Source organism: Ruegeria sp. O6 (assembly GCF_056535045.1).
Map to the genome: position 1 here is coordinate 120,937 of NZ_JBQERM010000006.1, position 18,392 is coordinate 139,328.

Sequence of the window (18,392 nt, forward strand, 5' to 3'; positions counted from 1 at the left end):
AGGTTTAAATTGAACGAACGACCAAAATAAGGCAAGGTGAATTTTATGACGCTGAAAAACGTAGAAAAGCAAAGACAAAGGGCACCGTCCAAGCGGTCTTTGGAAACCAAAGCGCGGATCATGGACGCGGCCGAAACAGTCTTTGCCGAACGCGGATTCGAAGGCGCGTCGATCCGCGATATCGCTGCGCTTGCAGGCGTTCAGGTTGGCCTTGTTCATCACCATGGCGGCGGCAAGGAGGAGCTGTTTTTTCGAGCGATCGAACGCCGTGCGGGCAAGCTGGCACAAATCAGAACCGATGCGCTGGCCAAAGCAAGAAAAGCAGGCCCGCTAACATTGCGCAGCATTCTGGACAGTTTTATCCGGCCTTATGTGGAACTGGCAGAAACAGGCGGTTCGGGATGGATGGCGTATGGGCGCCTCGTGGCGCATGTCTCGGTCGATCCCCGCTGGCGCGATATCGCGGCTGAGTGTTTCGACCCGACCGCCCGGCTTTTTATCGACGAAATCGCTGCGCTTTATCCGGATGTTGACCCTGCGCTGCTGGCCAGCGGCCAGGTCTATTCAGTTTCGGCAATGCTGGCGCATCTCAACAGTGGCTGGCGGGTCGGGGCCCTGTCGCAAGGCGGCGGAGTGTCGGAGGCGGAACGCCTGATCGATTTTTGTGCAGCCGGTATCGAAGCGATGGTTCAGACCAGTCGTGGTTGAACGCGCGGCATTGCTATTGCTGCAAATGGTTGAACAGGATGGTGCTGAACACAGAAGGTGGTGACGTTCGGACGGCGCTGGGTGAGACAAAAAAACCGAACATCATGATCATAAGGATCAGGGCCGCTCCGGCAAGGCACGCCGCAGAAAGCTGAAAGACCGAACGAACCATTGGCTTATTCCCTGTTTATACTCAATAAAATCTGTGGTGTCTTACGCGTCACGAGAGCTTTGACAGCTCTTGTTTCAGCCTTTCATTTTCAGCCTGCAACTGCGCGAGTTGCTGGCCCAAACTGTTCAGATGCGGTCGCAGTTCGGCTTCGGTGAAACGCGGCGTGATGTGGCGCGGGCAGTTCCAGTCAAGCGCCTCAACACGTATGATCACCGCCCGCTCTGCAGGGGCTTCGGCCTCTTCTGGATGCAAGCTGGCAGCGGCGGCTTGACCCTCCGTGAATTCGACACGCCCCAGGATCTTTAAACGGCGTTGATTGGCGTAATCCATCAGGATCATCGCGACCCGATCGTTGCCATCCAGATTCCCACGCGAGATATACTGTTTGTTGCCCGAAAAATCGGCATATCCGATGGTTTGCGGCCCCAGCACCTTAAGAAACCCGACCGGCCCGCCGCGATACTGCACATAAGGCCAGCCTGTTTCAGACACCGAGGATTGATAAAACCCGTCGCGCGCCTGAATGAACTGTTTTTCGGGTTCGCCGATCAGATGGCCCTGTTGCGGGCCACCTTCAATGAATTTGGCATAGGTTTTTGCCGATCCCATCCGCTCCTGATGGGCGCGGACGGTGGGGGTGAAGGTCAGTTCGGAAAACGCACGCGGCACAGTATGTCCTTTCAAAGACCCAGATCAGACAGCTCGGGATGGTCATCGGGGCGCTCACCCAATGGCCAATGAAACAAGCGGTCGCTTTCGGCTATGGGGTGATCATTCAACGAGGCATGCCGATGCGACATGCGTCCGTCTTCGGCAAATTCCCAATTCTCGTTGCCATATGACCGGAACCACTGACCGCTATCGTCGTGCCATTCGTAAGCGTAACGCACAGCGATGCGATTACCGGTAAAGGCCCAGAGTTCCTTGATCAGCCGATAGTCCAGCTCCTTGTGCCATTTACGGCTTAGGAAGGCGTGAATTTCGTCATGCCCTGACAGAAATTCCGCCCGGTTTCGCCACTGACTGTCATCTGTGTATGCGGGGGTGACGCGGTCGGGATCGCGGCTGTTCCAGGCATTCTCTGCCATGCGCACTTTTTGCGTGGCAGTTTCCAACGTGAACGGGGGAAGAGGGGGTCGAGACATGGTGCAGGGGGCTTTCAGGTCAGAGAAGCGGCAAGAATGGCCAGTGTCAGAAGAAATGGAACGTACTGAGGGGGGAATATGCTGGCGCGACGTTTCATCGGTCAAATCCTCTGGTGTACTGATCGGTAAACTTAGCAATAAGGTGTACCGATCTGTTAACTTTTGCAAGAGGAAAAGTTGAAAATTTTCCTCGCAGTTTAAGGTGAGCCATGAATTATAATGAAAACAATGCTTTGGGCGGGGCCGGTTGCACTTCATGTTTCGGGGTAATATGTACAGAACGGTACACCATGGAGCCGAATCATGCGTCCAAACAAACGGGATGAACTTGTCCGCAAAGCCCTGAAGGTTTTTTACCGCGACGGGTTTCACGCGACCGGCATGGATAAGCTGGTGGCGGAAACGGGCGTGTCGAAAACGTCGATGTACAAACATTTCCGTACTAAAGAAGACCTGATTGTAGCCGCTCTGCGCTTGCGGGATGAGAATTTTCGCGAGTGGTTCTATCAGCGCATTGACGAGATGTCGGATACACCGGCCGAGCAACTCATCGTCAGTTTTGATGCCTTGAAGGAATGGTTCGAAGAAGATGGGTTCCGGGGCTGCATGTTCATCAAGGCCGGGGCAGAATATCAGGAAACAGATCATCCGATCCATGTGCAGGCAGCCGAACATAAACAGCTGTTGCTGGAGCATTTCACGTCCGTCGCCGAACAGGCTGGTGCGCGTGATCCTCAGAAACTCGCCAGCCAGATCGTGTTGTTGCAGGAAGGGGCAATCGTGTCTGCGGTTTTGCTCAAGAATTGTGATCCTGCGGAAGACGCCAGGGATGCGGCACAGCAATTGCTGGCATTGGCGCTGACTTAATTTCCTTAAAAACAAGCAGGTTCTTTAAGTTACCTAGCATAGAAACGTTGCGTTGTTCGAAGTCGGAACGCCGCGTCACATGGATTGGCGGGAATCGGGCGGACCGCTAGGCTTTTGCGAAAGACAGTTTGGAGAGCCTTTGATGTCACTTTTCACTTCGACCGCAGCATGGGTCACCGACGAACACCGCATGTTTGCAGATATGGCTGGCCGGTTCATGGATGACGAACTGTCACCGAATATCGAAACCTGGGTTGAAAACGGGGCCGTTGATCGCGACTTCTGGCGCAAAGCGGGTGAAACCGGCCTGATGGCTGGTGCAATCCCCGAAGAATATGGCGGCGTCGGCGGTGGTATGGGCTTTGACGCCATCACTGCGTACGAACAGGGCGCACGGGGCGACGCCGGCTGGGGCTATGGTATTCAGTCGATCGTGACCCATTATCTTACCGCCTATGGCAGCGAAGATCAGAAACGGAAATGGCTGCCCAAACTGGCTTCGGGCGAAATGGTCGGCGCACTTGCCATGACGGAACCTAGCACCGGCTCGGATGTTCAGGCTGTGCGCACAACAGCCGAGAAAGACGGAAACTCCTACCGGCTGAATGGCTCGAAAATTTTCATCACGAATGGCCAGACGGCTGATCTGATCATCGTGGCCGCCAAGACTGACAAGTCCGAGGGCGCGCGGGGTGTGTCATTGATCGTGGTCGAAACCGAGGGGGCCGAGGGGTTTCGCAGGGGGCGCAACCTCAAGAAACTGGGGATGAAGGGCAACGACACGGCCGAACTGTTTTTCGAAGATGTCAAAGTTCCGATGACGAACCTGCTGGGGGCTGAGGAAGGTCAGGGGTTTTATCAGCTGATGAAGCAACTGCCATGGGAACGGCTGAATATCGCGATCATGGCGCTGGGTTCGATAGATTTTGCCATTGCCGAAACAGTAAAGTACGTGCAGGAGCGCAAAGCGTTCGGTCAGCGGGTGATGGATTTCCAGAACACGCGTTTCAAGCTTGCAGAATGCAAGACCAAGGCCGAGGTTCTGCGCAGTTTCGTCAATGACTGTATCGGCAAGCTGGAGGCAGGAGAACTGGACGCGGCAACCGCCTCGATGGCCAAATACTGGGGCTCGGAGGTGCAGAACGAAATCATGCACGAATGCCTGCAGCTGTTCGGCGGCTACGGTTTTATGATGGAATATCCAATTGCCCGCCTCTACGCAGACGCGCGCGTGCAGATGATTTACGGCGGCACCAACGAGGTCATGAAAGAGGTGATTGCACGGTCGCTCGACGTCTGAAGGTATCCGGGCGGCCTCTTGCCTGATGTCATCATCCCTGACGGACTATTCGCTTCTTTTGGACCTCGCAGGCCCGTGCTTGCGGGGTTTTTTCTTTGCTGACCCGACCGCAGTTGCCCACTTGCAAAGGACGTGCAGCGGTATGATGATCCGCCAAAAAGACTCAGAGGTCAGACGTGAACGATCCCGAACAAACCCTGTGGCGGACTACATGTACCGAAGCAGTCACAGCTCTGCCGCTGAGCAGTGATACAACCGTTGATCTGGCCATCATAGGTGGCGGATATACCGGGTGTTCAGCTGCTTTGACGGCAGCCCGGTCCGGCGCTTCGGTCTGTTTGCTTGAAGCGCAGAAGATCGGGTTTGGCGGGTCGGGGCGCAATGTCGGTCTGGTCAATGCCGGGCTGTGGCTGCCACCGGATGACATTCGCGCGCATATCGGTGCAGAGGCTGGCGATCGCCTGATCGATCTGCTGGGCAAGGCACCGTCGGACGTATTTTCCCTGATCGAAGAACACGGCATCGCATGTGAGCCCATTCGCAACGGAACCCTGCATTGCGCGCATTCCGCCTCGGGGCTGAAGAACCTGCAAACGCGCCATGCCCAGCTAAGCGGGTCTGGCGCGCCGGTAGAGCTGCTGTCGGCGGATCAGGCCCGTGACCGGACCGGTAGCGATGCTTTCCATGGGGCGTTGTTCGATCCTCGCGCAGGAACCATACAACCCTTGGCTTATGTCATGGGATTGGCGCGTGCCGCGTCTCAGGCCGGGGCGCAGATACATGAACAAAGTCCAGTGCAAACCCTTCGGTACGAAGGTGGCCAATGGGTGCTGACCACACCGGGAGGGGCTGTAAGGGCCAAGTCCGTCATTCAGGCAACCAACGCCTATCACCTTGGCTTGCCAGATACTGCGCCCGCCTATGTTCCCGTTTATTATTTTCAATACGCTACGGCCCCGCTGTCGCATAATCTGCGCGCCAGCATCCTGCCGCAGGCAGAAGGTTGCTGGGATACAGGGCTGATCATGACGTCCTTCCGGCTGGATCAGGCGGGGCGGATGATCATTGGCGGCATGGGCGATCTGGGGAATGCAGGCCGCAGCGCGCATACCGGATGGGTCCGACGCAAACTGGCTGAGCTTTATCCTCAGCTTGCCGATCAGCCGTTTGAACAGGGTTGGCACGGTCGGATTGCCATGACTTCGGACCATATCCCGAAAATCACGCAGATTGGCCCTAACGCTCTGGCCGCGCACGGGTATTCCGGCCGTGGTATTGGCCCCGGCACGGTGTTCGGTCGAATGATGGCCGAAAGTCTTCTTGCAGCTGAGCTTTCGCTTTTGCCCGTTCCTGCGGTGCTTGAGCATCGCGAAAGCTGGACGCGCGTGCGCCGCGCCTTTTTTGAATCCGGTGCGGCGCTGACGCATCTGATAAAGGCGCGGTTCTGAGCTCAGACCGAGCGGGTGATGCCACCATCAACCCGGATATTCTGCCCGGTGATGTAGCCACCGCCCTCGGATGCCAGCAGGGCCACGACCGAAGCGACCTCGTCATAACTGCGCCCATAGCGCCCCATGGGAATGCGTGCTCGGAATTCTTCTTTTTCGGGCAGGCTGTCGATGAAACCGGGCAGGATGTTGTTCATGCGGATGTTTTCGGCAGCGTATTTGTCCGAGAACAGTTTGGTGAAGGCGGCCAGCCCGGCGCGAAACACGCCCGAGGTCGGGAAAACCGGGTCAGGTTCGAACGCGGCGAAGGTTGAGATATTGATGATCGATCCACCGCCCTGCGCCTGCATGATCGGCGTCACAAGCCGCGAAGGGCGGACCGCATTCATGAAATAGACGTCCATACCGGTGTGCCAATCTTCGTCCGTCAACTCAAGGATCGGGGCACGGGGGCCGTGACCAGCGGAATTGACCAGAACGTCAATACGCCCCCAATGGGCCATGGCCGCATCAACAAGCTTTTGCAGATCCTCCGTGGACTGGTTCGAGCCGGTTACACCGACTCCTCCCAACTCATGCGCCAGCGCTTCGCCCTTGCCCGAGGATGACAGAATCCCGACCTTGAAACCGTCCGCGGCCAGCCGTCTCGCGGAATCCGCGCCCATGCCGCTGCCGCCTGCTGTGATCAGTGCTACTTTCTCCATCTGACGTCTCCGTTTTGATTTGGTTTCAGGATGGCGAATGATTTGCGGTTTGACCAATCAGTTTTGTTGAGTACTCGTAACCGTGTCCCGCAGCCGAACCTGGCCTTTGTTATGCGCAGCTGACGGCTGTCTCAGGTCTGAAGGGACGCTGCGATGGCTTCTATCCGGTCGCGTAACCAGCGGTGGGCGGGGTCATTGGCCGATCTTTGATGCCAGACCATGTAGATGGACACAGGGGGACAGGCGAAGGGTAAAGGTGCGCAATCCAGCGCGGCAAGTGGGCCCTGTTTCATCAGTGCCGTATCTGTCGAGATCAGGTCGCTGCCCTGCACAAAGGCCGGGATCGCGTTGAAATGCGGCAGGGTTACAACCGCAGGATTGATCTGGCTTTGATCAACGCCGCGCATAACGGCACGGGCGTTTCGGCCATCGGCAAAGCGCACTTCGACATGGTCGCTGTGGCAATAGTCCTGCCAGCTGTCCGGGGGCGTGCGTTGCGTGGCGTCGTAGAACACCATCAGCGGGCTTTCGATCAGTCTTTTCTGGAAAATATCCGGTCCGTCGGGCGGCAGCGGGGTTAGCATCAACTGGCACCGGTCGCTGCGCAACAATTCGGGGTCGGGCACACCCGATGGGATGAATTCCAACCGCAGGCGCGCGCCTTCGGCGCGTGTGTCACGCAGCAACCATGGAAAGATCAGCTCTCGTGGCATGTCATTGGTGGCGATGCGGATGTTGATCTGTTCCGACAAAGGATCGAACGGCCGGCCGTCGGTCAGCGCGCGCATCCCGTCCAGTACCTTTTGCGCAGGCTCTTTCAGGGACAGGGCGCGTTCGGTTGGCGTCAGACCCTGACCTGAGCGAACAAACAGCGGGTCGCCCAGGACCTGCCGCAGTTTGGCCAGAGTATGACTGATCGCAGATTGCGTAACCCCCAGCCGATCTGCGGCTTTCGAGACCGAGTTTTCCTCGAGTATCGTCAAAAAAGTGCGTAGAACCTTGCCGTCGAGGTCAATGAAATCGAATTTGCTCATACCATTTATGATTAATCATGAATGGTTTTGCTGTCCATGGCGGGGTACGGGACGGGCATCAACAGGAGATATTCGATGGGGATCCGTTTATTCTCGGACAGAAACCGGCCCGTTCATATGGGCGGCTACCCGCTGGAGCGTTTGGCCCGGCAAGATGACATGCCGGATCTGTCGCTTGTGCCCGCTTTGGCCGAGCTGAGTTTCCACCGACCGGAACACCCTGACAGCATCGTCAATGCGATGGGTGAGTTTCAGGCGATGATGGACGCCATCCGCGACGGAATGGTGAACCCGGTTGCGTCCGAGATTCCATCGGACCCGCAGGAACGGGCCAACCACATAAAAGCGTTCGGCTACTTCAACGATGCGTCGATGATGGGGTGCGGTCCATTGCCATCTGACGCCCTGTTGCTTGAGGCCCGCCGCAATCCCGATATTGACCGGCTTGCCCACGCGTTGCGCACCCGTCAGACCAAAACGCTGGCATCCGGGATCGACGTCATCATGGCTGATCTGAAAGACAGTATGGAGGCTGCGCCCAAGCCGATCGACAGCCATCGGCACAGCATTGTCTTTCTTTATGAACACAACCGCGATCCCGACCCGTCCGAACCCGGCGCTGATTGGATAGTCGACGCGCAGGACCATCGCGCCTGTCTGCTGGCGACCGAGAATGCGGTGGTCATCGCCAATTACATCCGCCTTTTGGGCTTTGACGCACGGGCGCACAGCATGATGTCAACCGACGTTGATTTGGGCAAGCTGGCGGTCACCGCCGGGTTGGCTTCGGTCGAGGATGGAGAGGTTGTCGTGCCCTGGCTGGGCAAGCGCTTTGGTTTGGCCGCCGTGACGACTGACATGCCGATCGCCCATGACAAACCGCTGAAGCCTATGGCCGATCAGCCCTGGTTCCGGACGCAGGGGCCGGCATGGTGGTTGGGCACGGGCTTTGCCAAGAACGCCCTCAACCGTGACCCATATGCCAAACGGCGCTATGTGGACGGGGCGCATCCGTTTGAGAAACTCAAACGGGTCGAGACACCAACGACCTTTATTGACGAAGAGAATGTCGCTCGTGTGCCCAAGCGTGCAGATATGTTTGCTCGGGCGCAGTTCGGAGATATGGGCAAGTCGCTACAGGATGCGGCCAAAGGCGGGTATTACGTCCGCAAGGCAGCGCCGAGTTTTGCCCAACGCCGTGCTTTGGGTGCGTTTGTACTGTTGCAGGACGGTGAAAGCGCTGACGCGCCCAAGCCATCTGACGCACAACGCAACGCAGCAAACATCAAGGCTGCGACCTATTTTCTGGGGGTCGATGCGGTGGGTCTCAGCCGCTGCCCGGAATGGGCCTGGTATTCCCATGACGCGACGGGCGAAGAAATCGTGCCGCCCCATGATCAGGCCGTCAGCATGATCATCGATCAGGGTTATGAAACGATGGAGGGTGCCAGCGGCGACGACTGGATCAGCGTCGCCCAATCGATGCGCGCCTATCTGCGATTTTCGCTGCTGGGTGGCGTGATTGCACAGCAGATCCGCAATCTTGGCTACAAGGCCAAGGCGCATACGGTGATGGATGGCGAAGTTCTGCAACCTCCGCTTTTGTTGCTGTCCGGTCTGGGCGAAGTCAGCCGGATCGGCGAAGTGATCCTGAACCCCTATCTTGGGCCGCGACTGAAATCAGGCGTGGTGACCACGGATATGCCGATCGTGCATGACAGGCCCATCGATTTCGGTCTGCAAAGCTTTTGCGAGTCTTGCAACAAATGCGCGCGCGAATGCCCATCGGGCGCGATCACGGCTGGGCCAAAGCTGATGTTCAACGGCTATGAAATCTGGAAATCCGACAGCCAGAAATGCGCGACCTACCGCGTGACCACTCCGGGAGGCGCAATGTGCGGGCGGTGCATGAAGACCTGCCCTTGGAACCTTGAGGGTATCTTCAAGGAGCGCCCGTTCCGTTGGGCCGCGATGAACATCCCCTCGGCGGCGCCTGCATTGGCCAAGCTGGATGATGCGGTTGGCAATGGCGGTTTGAACGACACCAAGAAATGGTGGTGGGATATCGAGTTGCAGCCCGACGGGGCGTATCGGCCAACAACACACCCTTTGAACCGGCGCGATCTGCAAAAGGATCTGGACCTTAGATACGAAGATCAGACATTGGCGGTCTACCCGGCCTATCTGGCCCCGCACCCCTGGCCCTATCCGTTTGCAATGGATCGCGAGGCAGGAATTGCCGCCTATGAGGCCTTGGTGACAGCCGAAGAGTACAAGGCGCGTAAAGCTGCGGGGGATATGTCGATCATTCATCGTTATCAGGTCGCAGGTGACGCGCCGGTGATGCGGGTCGCTGTGACCAAGGTCGACAAGATGACCTCGGATGTCACCAAGTATGAGTTTTCCTCCCTTGACGGTGCGCCGCTTCCTGAATGGTCCGCAGGTGCGCATCTGGATGTGCTTGTCGCGCCAGAGTTCCTGCGCCAATACTCCATGTCTGGCGACCCGTCGGAACGGGGGTCTTATCAGATCGGTGTTCTGCGCGAGGATGAAGGGCGGGGTGGCTCGGCCTTGCTGCACCGAATTTTCAACGAAGGGCGCAAGGTTTTCATCTCGAAACCGATCAACCATTTCGAACTGAACGAAGGGGCGTCCAAAACCTTTTTGATGGGGGGTGGTATCGGTATAACCCCGATGATCGCATTTGCTCATCGCCTGCATTCATTGGGCATGGATTTCGAGTTGCACTACTCGGCCAGCACGCGGGGTGGGGCGGGGTATCTGGATGATCTGGCGGGGATGCCCTGGGCGAACCGCGTCCACTACCATTTCTCGGATGAAGGCTCGCGCGCTGATCTGGATGCGATCCTGTCGGGGTATCAGCAGGGATGGCACCTCTATACATGCGGGCCTGATCGGTACATGGAAGGGGTCATGCAGGCCGCGGAACATCAGGGTTTCCCCGAAGAGGCCCGACATCTTGAGTATTTCTCGGTCCCGGAAACCCCGGACTACGAAAACCACCCATTTATCCTGAAACTCGCGCGTTCAGGTAAAACGTTGCCTGTGCCCGCAGACAAGGATGCCGCTCAGGTTCTGAACGAGGCGGGTTTTCGCGTGGATGTGAAATGCGCCGATGGTATCTGTGGTGTGTGCAAATGCGGTGTCCTTTCGGGCGAGGTCGAGCATCGGGATTTCGTGCTGTCCAAAAAGCAGCGCCAAGGGGCGATGATTCTGTGCCAAAGCCGCGCTGTGGCGCCGGATGGTGTGATCGAGCTCGATCTGTAAGCATGGTCAGAAAGCGACCTTTGGACGGTTAAATTTGGTCGCTCGGCCCATGGACGTCAGGTGGGTGGTGAATTAACGTCGCCCCGAACCCAGATATCCCTGACCAACAGGTGCGAGGTAGCATTATGGATTATCACAGCCCCGCCAGCTTTGCCGAGGCTTCGGCTCTGGCCGCAAATGCGACGGGCATCACGCGCTTTCTGGCGGGCGGCACCGACGTATTGGTGCAGCTGCGCTCGGAGTTGGTGACGCCTGATACGCTGATCGACATCAAGAAAATCAACGGTGTACACGACATCACCCGCAATGCTGATCGCAGCTGGACGTTGGGAATTGCCGCAACCGGTGCCGAAATGAGCGAACATCCCGAATTAGGTCGTGACTGGCCCGGTGTGGTCGAGGCGATGGACCTGATCGGATCAACCCAAGTGCAGGGGCGCGCAACACCGACCGGTAACCTGTGTAACGGCTCACCTGCGGCTGATTCCGTGCCCGCCATGGTCGCCGCTGGTGCGACCGTCACCGTGACCGGCCCGGACGGCACTCGCGAAGTCGCGGTCGAGGATATTCCGACCGGCCCCGGCAAAACCTCACTGGCCAAAGGCGAACTGATCTCGGCGGTCAATATCCCTGCGCGTGGTGAAAACGGCGGCGATGCCTATCTGCGGTTTATCCCCCGCACCGAAATGGACATCGCGGTGGTTGGCGTTGGTGTGAACCTGCGTCTTGACGGCGACACCATCACCGAGGCCCGCGTATCACTGGGCGCTGTGGCCCCGACCGTTCTGCTGGTCGAAGACTGTGCCAAGGCCATTATCGGCAGCGCGCTGGATGATGCGGCCCTGGATGCGCTGGCCGCCGCCGCCTCTGTCGCCTGTAACCCGATTGACGACAAGCGCGGCACGATCGCGTTCCGTACCGAGGTCGCAGGCGTTCTGGCCAAGCGCGCCGCGAAAATTGCCTATGCCCGCGCGAAGGGAGAAAACGCATGAAAAAGCTCCACGTAACCACCACCGTGAATGGCGATGCGGTCGAATACCTGTGTGATCCGCGTGAAACCCTGCTGGATTGTCTGCGCGACAAGCTGAACCTGACAGGCGCGAAAGAGGGGTGTGGCACCGGCGATTGCGGCGCGTGCTCGGTCACCGTTGATGGCCGTCTGGTCTGTTCATGTCTGATGCTGGGTGTCGAGGCTGAAGGTAAGCAGATCGAAACGGTCGAAGGCATTGCCGACGGTGATATTCTGCATCCGCTGCAAAAGAAGATGATCGAATACGCTGCCCTGCAATGCGGCATCTGCACGCCGGGCATTCTGGTGGCGGCCAAGTCGCTGCTGGAGAAAAACCCGAACCCGACCGAGGAAGAAACGCGATATTGGCTAGCAGGCAACCTCTGCCGTTGTACTGGATATGACAAGATCATTCGCGCCGTAATGGATACGGCGGCTGAGATGCGGGAGGCGTCGTAATGGCTCTGGACGATCGTAAATCAGACTTCACTTTTGTCGGCACCCGCCCCAACCGCCCGGACGGTCTGGACAAGGTGACCGGCCGCGCCAAGTTCGGTGCGGATGCCTACGCCCCGGGAATGCTGCATGGTGCGATCCTGCGCTCACCACATGCGCATGCGCGGATCGTGAAGATCGACGCGTCGAAAGCCGAGGCGCACAAGGATGTCAAAGCTGTTGTGACGCGCGCCGACTTTGCTGACGTGCCGTTCAAGCCCGGTCTGGAAGGTGAATTCTATAACGTTCTGGAAAACGTTATGGCCGGTGAGAAAGCGCTATATGACGGGCATGCAGTTGCAGCGGTTGCTGCGACTTCGGCATTGGCGGCCCGTGACGCGCTCAAGTTGATCGAGGTCGAGTACGAAGTTCTGCCCCACGTCACTGATGTGGATAAGGCGATGGCACCGGATGCGCCTGTCATTCGCGAAGGGGCAGCGGATTATTCCGTGCCGGAAGGAATGCACCCGAACGTTGTCCGCTATCATGAAAGTGGTCACGGCGATGTTGAGGCCGGATTTGCCGAAGCTGATCTGGTCATCGAAGATAGTTTCGTCACCGAAGCGACGCATCAGGGTTATATCGAACCGCACGCCTGTCTGGCCATATTGGGTAATGACGGCAAGGGTGAGTTGTGGTGCACGACACAAGGGCATTGGATTGCGCAGAAAACCTGTGCCGCGCTTCTGGGAATTGAAACCTCGCAGTTGCGCGTCACTGCGTCTGAGATTGGCGGAGGGTTTGGCGGTAAGACAACCGTTTTCATCGAACCCGTCGCACTAGCGCTCAGCCGTAAGGCCAATCGCCCGGTCAAGCTTGTGATGACCCGGTCCGAAGTGTTCCGGGCCACTGGTCCGACTTCGTCTGCCTCGATGGATGTCAAGATCGGCATGAAGAAAGACGGCACGATCTCGGCGGCCCAGGGTGTTTTCCGCTTGCAGGGCGGGGCCTTTCCCGGTGCGCCGGGCGACATGACAGCCATGTGTGCCTTTGCGCCGTACAACCTGACCAACGTCAAGCAGATCGGCTATGACGTTATGTCCAACCGCCCAAAGCAGGCAGCGTATCGCGCGCCGGGTGCACCAATGGGCGCCTTTGCAGTCGAGTCGGTGATTGACGAGTTGTGCAACAAGCTGGGTCTCGACCCCGTTGAGGTGCGCCTGAAGAACGCCGCGCATGAGGGCACGAAAGCCAGCTATGGACCGACCTACGAGCGCATCGGTCTTGTCGAAACGCTGGAGGCAGCCAAGGCGCATCCTCATTATTCAGCTCCGCTGAAGCCGGGGCAGGGGCGCGGTATTTCCTGTGGCTTCTGGTTTAACCATGGTGGCGAGACCAGCGTTTCGCTTGCCTTATCCGAGGATGGCTCGGCTCAGGTGATGGTCGGAACGCCTGATATCGGTGGCTCGCGCGCGTCGATGGCCCTGATGGCGGCCGAGGTTCTGGGCATCCCGTATGAAAACATCCGGGTGACCATCGCCGATACGGCTACACTGGGCTACAATGACGTAAGCCATGGCTCTCGCGTGACCTACGCGTCAGGGCTGGCGACGATCAAAGCAGCGAGACATGCGGTCGAGAAACTGTGCGAACGGGCCGCGGCCAAATGGGGCATCCCGGTTGATGCGGTGAAATGGGAAAACGGCTGTGCGGTGCCCTCAGGCCCGAATGCAGGCGATTTCGATCCGATGCCGCTGGCCGATATCACCGCTGATATGGGCCGCACCGGTGGTCCAATCTCGGGCCATTTCGAGGCAACCCCCGAAGGGGCCGGCGTGTCTTTTGGTACCCATATTGTCGATGCCGAGGTTGACCCGGAAACCGGTAAGACCAGTGTGACCCGCTATACGGTCATTCAGGACGCGGGCAAGGCGATCCATCCGACCTATGTCGAAGGCCAGTATCAGGGCGGTGCCGCGCAAGGTATCGGCTGGGCCCTGAACGAGGAATATATCTACGGCGAAGACGGTCGCTTGCAGAATTCGATCTTTCTCGACTACCGCATCCCGGTGGCCAGTGACCTGCCGATGATCGACACCGTGATCGTCGAGGTTCCGAATCCGGGCCACCCGTTTGGCGTTCGCGGTGTGGGCGAAACGGGTATCGTGCCGCCACTGGCCGCCATTGCCAACGCTGTGTCCAACGCGGCTGGCGTGCGGATGAAGCGGTTGCCGATGTCGCCGCCACGCATTCTGGCCGCTCTCAAGGACAATGGTTGAGGTTCACCTCTGGTCCGGCCTCCGGTCACTGACCGGGGGCCAGCAGGTGGTTGAGGTCGAGGCCAAAACCACTGGCGAGTTGCTGCGCGCGCTCGTGCGTGCGCATCCGCAGCTTCAGGCGCCCATCGACGCTGGCGTGTCTATCGCTGTCGACGGGCGCGTGATCGCGACCGGACTGACCGAACCGATTCCCGAAGGCAGTGAAGTCTATCTGATGCAAAGGCTGAGGGGCGGTTAAGCGTCAGGCGACCAAGGCTCGCGCCCGACCATTCGGTCTGCCTCGGCCGTGATATCGTTCATATGCTGCTCAAGGCTTTGGCGCAGGGTTTCGATTTCGTCTTCACTTGCTTTGCGCGGAACCGTTTCTGTCCATTCCCGGCACAGAAACACCCCCCCGTTACCCCATGGGCGGGGCATCAATAGATGATCCCATGTTCCTGCTTCGCGCCCATGTTTCGCTGAAAAGGTAATTCCAAACACGCGTTTGCCTGATGTGCGCGCCCAAACCAGCGGAACCGTTGACAAAACCCGCTCTGGCCCACGGGGTCCGTCCGCCGCTATGCCAATGGATATTCCCTGTTTCATCTTTCCAAGCACTTCGCGTGATAACGCCACGTGGCGCTGATGACTGGACATGGCAATCGTGTCCATTCCGAACAGCTTTTGCACGCGACCCACCATGCTGCCAGCCCGCGCAGACGATGTAATCGAACAGATGCGCCCCTTGTCGAGTGGGAAGAAATAGGGCGACTGCGCCAGCCGTTGATGCCAGAGAACAACGATGACCGGCTCACCCTGTTCGGCCAACTGGTCCAGCTCTTCATAGCCGATGCGCTGCCAGCGTGTATTGCGGTGTACCAGCCGAATATAGTTTGCAATCCGACGCGCCACCCAGTTTAGCACAGCTTCGCTGTCTGCAATCTTCTTACGGAGGTTCACGCCGGGTTCCTTCTGCTAACCGGTCCTTGTCTTAGCGCACCATGCGTTTTGCGCAACTTGTTTGTCCGGACATTTCGTGGATCGGAATCTGAAAAAGCCTCTTGAGTCCGCCGCGCGGCTGGCATATCTGGGGCTCACTACAGGGGTATAGCTCAGTTGGTAGAGCGACGGTCTCCAAAACCGTAGGTCGCGGGTTCGAACCCTGCTGCCCCTGCCATTGAAATTGTCCGAATACTAAGTTGTGATTTCCAAGGATGAACGGGTTTCAGCCTTTGAGTTCGCTATACCTGTCTTCAGCTATTTCGCGCTTGGATCAATACTAGTCGCAGCATTGGCTTCGACAACACTGCTACAATGACGCGAGGCCATCGTGACCTGTTGTTATCTTTTGTTGGCACCTGTTTTTTCGTGCGGGCGTACCGCATCCAGTTTTTCAGCCCACATATTCTGATATTCTTGAAACACCGCTGGTTTGTCTGAGTGGAGCGCCATCAATGCACACGCGGCCCACATAGCGACATCGTAATCCGAGTCGGTCTTTTTCAGTAATTGCGCATTCAGTGCAGCGGCTTCTGATGTCGAAGGTTTATGCATTGCCATCGGACCCCTTGTGCCAACTGATACTGTTATTTGCAATCGTCCTGTCACGGACATTCACCAAAACCGACAGGTATCATTATGTGGGTAGAACAGTGAATGGGCTGGAAACAAGGCGTTAACGTGTCGTTAACTTTTTGCTGGGGTTCTTGTCCATAAGAGTGTTCATGTGACCGGTTCAAAGGTGAACTAAATCACAGACCAATCACTAGAATCCCGCTTTACTTACAACTGTTACGAGTTGGCGCTCACGTTCGGTACATGACGCTGTTTTGTTTTTCCCTCCTGTGGCCGGGGCGCGCTTGTGGTTGAGCGCGCCCTTCCTATGTCTGAATAACTAGGTTGCCGCCGATGCCGGTTCTGAGGCGGTAATCGAGGTTTCCTTGGGTGGGCGATTGACTTATTGTCCGGCCACGACGCAATCAGCCGGATGAGGATATATGTCGCGTTTTGATGGATATTTTCTGCGGCAATTGCTGGTTTTATTCGGCTTCTTCACCCTTGTCCTGGTGGGTGTGTTCTGGATCACCCGTTCCGTCAGCCTGTTTGACAAAGTCATCAGCGGTGGCCAGTCCGCTATGGTGTTTCTTGAATTCACCGCGCTTACCCTGCCAACGCTTGTTCGTACGGTTATGCCGATGGCGGTATTTGCGGCTGCTGTCTATGCGACCAATAGATTGAGTCGCGAAAGCGAGATGACAGTGATGTTGGCAACCGGGTCAAGCCCGTGGCGACTGGCGCGTGCCGTGGTTTTGTTCGGTGTGATCACCGGTCTGATGATGGCCGCCATCAGCGTGTTCCTGCGCCCGGCCTCGGTCCAACAACTGGAATTCCGGCAAGCCGAAGTTGCAGGAGATGTGACAGCGCAGTTGTTGAATGAAGGTGAATTTCTGCACCCCGCCGAAGACGTTACGGTTTACATCGGGGGCATCGATCTGGACGGTACGTTGCACGAGGTGTTCGTATCGGATCGCCGCGACCCGGAAAACGCGGTCAGCTATTCCAGCGTGACCGCCTATCTGGTCAACAACGACGCAGGAATTCATCTGGTGATGGTCGACGGGGTAGCGCTGCGCCTGAACAAGGTGGGCAGGGTTCTGTCCTCGACCCTGTTTCAGGACGCATCATACGACATCTCTGAGCTGACGAACACAAGCCCAATGGCGCATCGCAGCCTCGAAGCCATTCCGACATCTGATCTGATCTTCGACCGTGATGCGATCTCAAAAACCGAAGGGTTCAGCCAGGGTAAGTTGATCGAAGAATTGCACCAGCGTTTTTCCTGGATAGTTATTTGCATTGCGGTGTCGCTGGCGGGGTATTCGACCCTGATGCTGGGCAGCTTTTCACGGTTTGGATTGTGGCCTCAGATTTTGGGTGCATTTACCATACTTGTACTGCTTGAAGGCGTTCGCGGGTTTGTGTCCCCGGTTGTGATTGATGACCCGAGGCTTTGGGCGCTGCTTTACCTTCCCGCCATAATGGGTGTGCTGATTTCGTGCTGTTTTCTGCTTGTCGCAGGTCGTCCGCTTTTGCGGAAACGTGCGCGCGGGTCCGAGGTCATCCCAACACCCGCTTGATTTCAGGTTCGAAGTTCTTCCAGACAACAACGAATGTCGTCGAATTCTTCGCGATCACCACGGGCGACCAGATACATTGGCAGCCGCAGGCTCACACTGTCCTCGACCGGTTCGAGTGCACCCGAAGCCAGATGTTGCGAAGTAACGTAATCGGGGAAGTAGCCGCATCCGCCTCTTTGCAGGACATAACGTAGTGCCATCATGCAATTACCCAGAAACAAGGTCTGCCCCGAGGCGCGTCGCACAGCCGATCTGATGTGATCTTGGTAAATCTCTCCAAGTTCAAGGTTGACGAAGACCAAATCGTTTTCTGCTGTTGCTGCTTGCGGGGTTCTGACCAGGGTTAGAAGCTCCGGTTCCAGCTCGTGATAGGTGACGCGTCGGTCTGATGGCGTTTCATGCGTGATCGCCACGTCCAGCACATGGGTCGCAACAGCTTCAACCATGTTCAGATCGTGGTCGTAATTCAGTGTCAGCAGCAGTTTGTCAAAGCGCTGTTCAAACCGAACAGCCAGATCCACAAGCAAAGGGTCCCAGATGCTAAGCTGACTACCCAACCGAAGCGCTGGACGGTTCTGTGTCTGCAACGGTAAATCCCGCGACGCGAAGGCCCAAAGGGATAGTATTTGTTCTGCATACGGTTTGAATTGTTGGCCAAACTCGGTCAGCGAAGTGCCACCGGCTCCGCGGGTGAATAGTGGTCTGCCGGTTTCTTCTTCGATCAGATGAATGCGCGCGCTGACGGCCGTTTGAGTTACATTCAGCTTACGGGCAGCGGCATGAAAACCACCTGTCTCCGCCACACATAGAAAGGTTTCCAAAGCTTTGGTTCGCATACCGAGAGTATTTTTTGATCGTTGTGATAAAATCAATTCATTTTTTTGAAG

General features: G+C 57.3%; 17 protein-coding genes and 1 tRNA gene. 11 read left to right on the top strand and 7 right to left on the bottom strand.

Annotation, left to right across the window (positions count from 1 at the left end):
* Nucleotides 1–45: 45 nt before the first annotated feature.
* Complete coding sequence (locus ACR0DY_RS10190; protein ID WP_480546117.1) at nt 46–708, top strand: TetR/AcrR family transcriptional regulator; 663 nt, start codon at nt 46–48, stop codon at nt 706–708.
* A gap of 220 nt (nt 709–928) precedes the next feature.
* On the opposite strand, the gene ACR0DY_RS10195 is transcribed toward ACR0DY_RS10190, so the two are convergent.
* Both ACR0DY_RS10195 and ACR0DY_RS10200 read right to left on the bottom strand, forming a co-directional pair.
* Nucleotides 929–1,549, bottom strand: a complete 621-nt coding sequence (locus ACR0DY_RS10195; protein ID WP_480482142.1) for a pyridoxamine 5'-phosphate oxidase family protein — start codon at nt 1,547–1,549, stop codon at nt 929–931.
* An 11-nt stretch (nt 1,550–1,560) separates the two neighbouring features.
* Nucleotides 1,561–2,025: a nuclear transport factor 2 family protein gene (locus ACR0DY_RS10200; protein ID WP_209504702.1), complete on the bottom strand. Its 465-nt coding sequence runs from the start codon at nt 2,023–2,025 to the stop codon at nt 1,561–1,563.
* 303 nt (nt 2,026–2,328) lie between these two features.
* Between ACR0DY_RS10200 and ACR0DY_RS10205 the strand changes: the two genes are divergently transcribed.
* The 3 genes from ACR0DY_RS10205 to ACR0DY_RS10215 all read left to right on the top strand — a co-directional run bounded on the left by ACR0DY_RS10205 (nt 2,329) and on the right by ACR0DY_RS10215 (nt 5,640).
* Nucleotides 2,329–2,892 carry a TetR/AcrR family transcriptional regulator gene (locus tag ACR0DY_RS10205; RefSeq protein ID WP_480482140.1) on the top strand — a complete coding sequence of 188 codons (564 nt, stop codon included), beginning with the start codon at nt 2,329–2,331 and terminating at the stop codon, nt 2,890–2,892.
* A gap of 142 nt (nt 2,893–3,034) precedes the next feature.
* The gene (locus ACR0DY_RS10210; protein ID WP_480482138.1) at nt 3,035–4,192 is read left to right on the top strand and encodes an acyl-CoA dehydrogenase family protein; all 1,158 of its coding nucleotides are present in this window, start codon (nt 3,035–3,037) and stop codon (nt 4,190–4,192) included.
* Between the two features lie 176 nt (nt 4,193–4,368).
* Nucleotides 4,369–5,640 carry an NAD(P)/FAD-dependent oxidoreductase gene (locus tag ACR0DY_RS10215; RefSeq protein ID WP_480546116.1) on the top strand — a complete coding sequence of 424 codons (1,272 nt, stop codon included), beginning with the start codon at nt 4,369–4,371 and terminating at the stop codon, nt 5,638–5,640.
* Nucleotides 5,641–5,642: 2 nt separating this feature from the next.
* On the opposite strand, the gene ACR0DY_RS10220 is transcribed toward ACR0DY_RS10215, so the two are convergent.
* On the bottom strand, nt 5,643–6,344 hold the full coding sequence (locus ACR0DY_RS10220; RefSeq protein WP_480482134.1) for an SDR family oxidoreductase: 702 nt from the start codon (nt 6,342–6,344) through the stop codon (nt 5,643–5,645).
* A 131-nt stretch (nt 6,345–6,475) separates the two neighbouring features.
* Nucleotides 6,476–7,378 (bottom strand): LysR family transcriptional regulator, encoded by a 903-nt coding sequence (locus ACR0DY_RS10225; protein WP_480482132.1) that lies wholly within the window; start codon nt 7,376–7,378, stop codon nt 6,476–6,478.
* A 75-nt stretch (nt 7,379–7,453) separates the two neighbouring features.
* On the opposite strand from ACR0DY_RS10225, the gene ACR0DY_RS10230 reads away from it, so the two are divergent.
* The 5 genes from ACR0DY_RS10230 (at nt 7,454) to ACR0DY_RS10250 (ending at nt 14,627) form a co-directional block, all read left to right on the top strand.
* Complete coding sequence (locus tag ACR0DY_RS10230) at nt 7,454–10,666, top strand: reductive dehalogenase (RefSeq protein ID WP_480546115.1); 3,213 nt, start codon at nt 7,454–7,456, stop codon at nt 10,664–10,666.
* Nucleotides 10,667–10,791: 125 nt separating this feature from the next.
* On the top strand, nt 10,792–11,658 hold the full coding sequence (locus ACR0DY_RS10235) for an FAD binding domain-containing protein (RefSeq protein WP_480546158.1): 867 nt from the start codon (nt 10,792–10,794) through the stop codon (nt 11,656–11,658).
* Nucleotides 11,655–12,134: a (2Fe-2S)-binding protein gene (locus ACR0DY_RS10240; RefSeq protein WP_209597982.1), complete on the top strand. Its 480-nt coding sequence runs from the start codon at nt 11,655–11,657 to the stop codon at nt 12,132–12,134. The genes ACR0DY_RS10235 and ACR0DY_RS10240 overlap by 4 nt, the downstream gene beginning before the upstream one ends.
* Nucleotides 12,134–14,389, top strand: a complete 2,256-nt coding sequence (locus ACR0DY_RS10245) for a xanthine dehydrogenase family protein molybdopterin-binding subunit (RefSeq protein WP_480546114.1) — start codon at nt 12,134–12,136, stop codon at nt 14,387–14,389. Before ACR0DY_RS10240 ends, ACR0DY_RS10245 begins: the two co-directional genes overlap by 1 nt.
* Nucleotides 14,382–14,627, top strand: a complete 246-nt coding sequence (locus ACR0DY_RS10250; protein WP_170346142.1) for a MoaD/ThiS family protein — start codon at nt 14,382–14,384, stop codon at nt 14,625–14,627. The genes ACR0DY_RS10245 and ACR0DY_RS10250 overlap by 8 nt, the downstream gene beginning before the upstream one ends.
* On the opposite strand, the gene ACR0DY_RS10255 is transcribed toward ACR0DY_RS10250, so the two are convergent.
* Nucleotides 14,624–15,328, bottom strand: coding sequence for a lysophospholipid acyltransferase family protein (locus tag ACR0DY_RS10255; RefSeq protein ID WP_480546113.1), 705 nt, complete (start codon nt 15,326–15,328; stop codon nt 14,624–14,626). The two genes, ACR0DY_RS10250 and ACR0DY_RS10255, sit on opposite strands and share 4 nt — an antisense overlap.
* A 141-nt stretch (nt 15,329–15,469) precedes the next feature.
* Between ACR0DY_RS10255 and ACR0DY_RS10260 the strand changes: the two genes are divergently transcribed.
* Nucleotides 15,470–15,545: transfer RNA gene (locus ACR0DY_RS10260), tRNA-Trp, on the top strand.
* Nucleotides 15,546–15,709: 164 nt separating this feature from the next.
* On the opposite strand, the gene ACR0DY_RS10265 is transcribed toward ACR0DY_RS10260, so the two are convergent.
* Nucleotides 15,710–15,922 (bottom strand): hypothetical protein, encoded by a 213-nt coding sequence (locus tag ACR0DY_RS10265; protein WP_480493678.1) that lies wholly within the window; start codon nt 15,920–15,922, stop codon nt 15,710–15,712.
* 443 nt (nt 15,923–16,365) lie between these two features.
* Here ACR0DY_RS10265 and lptF point away from each other — a divergent pair, with 443 nt between their 5' ends.
* Nucleotides 16,366–17,505, top strand: coding sequence for an LPS export ABC transporter permease LptF (lptF, locus tag ACR0DY_RS10270; protein ID WP_480482120.1), 1,140 nt, complete (start codon nt 16,366–16,368; stop codon nt 17,503–17,505).
* Nucleotides 17,506–17,507: 2 nt separating this feature from the next.
* Here lptF and ACR0DY_RS10275 read toward each other — a convergent pair whose 3' ends face one another.
* Nucleotides 17,508–18,341, bottom strand: a complete 834-nt coding sequence (locus ACR0DY_RS10275; protein ID WP_480482118.1) for a LysR family transcriptional regulator — start codon at nt 18,339–18,341, stop codon at nt 17,508–17,510.
* Nucleotides 18,342–18,392 lie beyond the last annotated feature (51 nt).

What these genes read in the sequence shown, in the direction of transcription:
- ACR0DY_RS10200 (WP_209504702.1), bottom strand. Translation starts at nt 2,025, where the DNA reads ATGTCTCGACCCCCTCTTCCCCCGTTCACGTTGGAAACTGCCACGCAA.
- ACR0DY_RS10265 (WP_480493678.1), bottom strand. Translation starts at nt 15,922, where the DNA reads ATGCATAAACCTTCGACATCAGAAGCCGCTGCACTGAATGCGCAATTA.
- ACR0DY_RS10210 (WP_480482138.1), top strand. Translation starts at nt 3,035, where the DNA reads ATGTCACTTTTCACTTCGACCGCAGCATGGGTCACCGACGAACACCGC.
- ACR0DY_RS10230 (WP_480546115.1), top strand. Translation starts at nt 7,454, where the DNA reads ATGGGGATCCGTTTATTCTCGGACAGAAACCGGCCCGTTCATATGGGC.
- ACR0DY_RS10250 (WP_170346142.1), top strand. Translation starts at nt 14,382, where the DNA reads ATGGTTGAGGTTCACCTCTGGTCCGGCCTCCGGTCACTGACCGGGGGC.
- lptF (WP_480482120.1), top strand. Translation starts at nt 16,366, where the DNA reads ATGTCGCGTTTTGATGGATATTTTCTGCGGCAATTGCTGGTTTTATTC.
- ACR0DY_RS10235 (WP_480546158.1), top strand. Translation starts at nt 10,792, where the DNA reads ATGGATTATCACAGCCCCGCCAGCTTTGCCGAGGCTTCGGCTCTGGCC.
- ACR0DY_RS10190 (WP_480546117.1), top strand. Translation starts at nt 46, where the DNA reads ATGACGCTGAAAAACGTAGAAAAGCAAAGACAAAGGGCACCGTCCAAG.
- ACR0DY_RS10205 (WP_480482140.1), top strand. Translation starts at nt 2,329, where the DNA reads ATGCGTCCAAACAAACGGGATGAACTTGTCCGCAAAGCCCTGAAGGTT.
- ACR0DY_RS10240 (WP_209597982.1), top strand. Translation starts at nt 11,655, where the DNA reads ATGAAAAAGCTCCACGTAACCACCACCGTGAATGGCGATGCGGTCGAA.
- ACR0DY_RS10245 (WP_480546114.1), top strand. Translation starts at nt 12,134, where the DNA reads ATGGCTCTGGACGATCGTAAATCAGACTTCACTTTTGTCGGCACCCGC.
- ACR0DY_RS10275 (WP_480482118.1), bottom strand. Translation starts at nt 18,341, where the DNA reads ATGCGAACCAAAGCTTTGGAAACCTTTCTATGTGTGGCGGAGACAGGT.
- ACR0DY_RS10220 (WP_480482134.1), bottom strand. Translation starts at nt 6,344, where the DNA reads ATGGAGAAAGTAGCACTGATCACAGCAGGCGGCAGCGGCATGGGCGCG.
- ACR0DY_RS10225 (WP_480482132.1), bottom strand. Translation starts at nt 7,378, where the DNA reads ATGAGCAAATTCGATTTCATTGACCTCGACGGCAAGGTTCTACGCACT.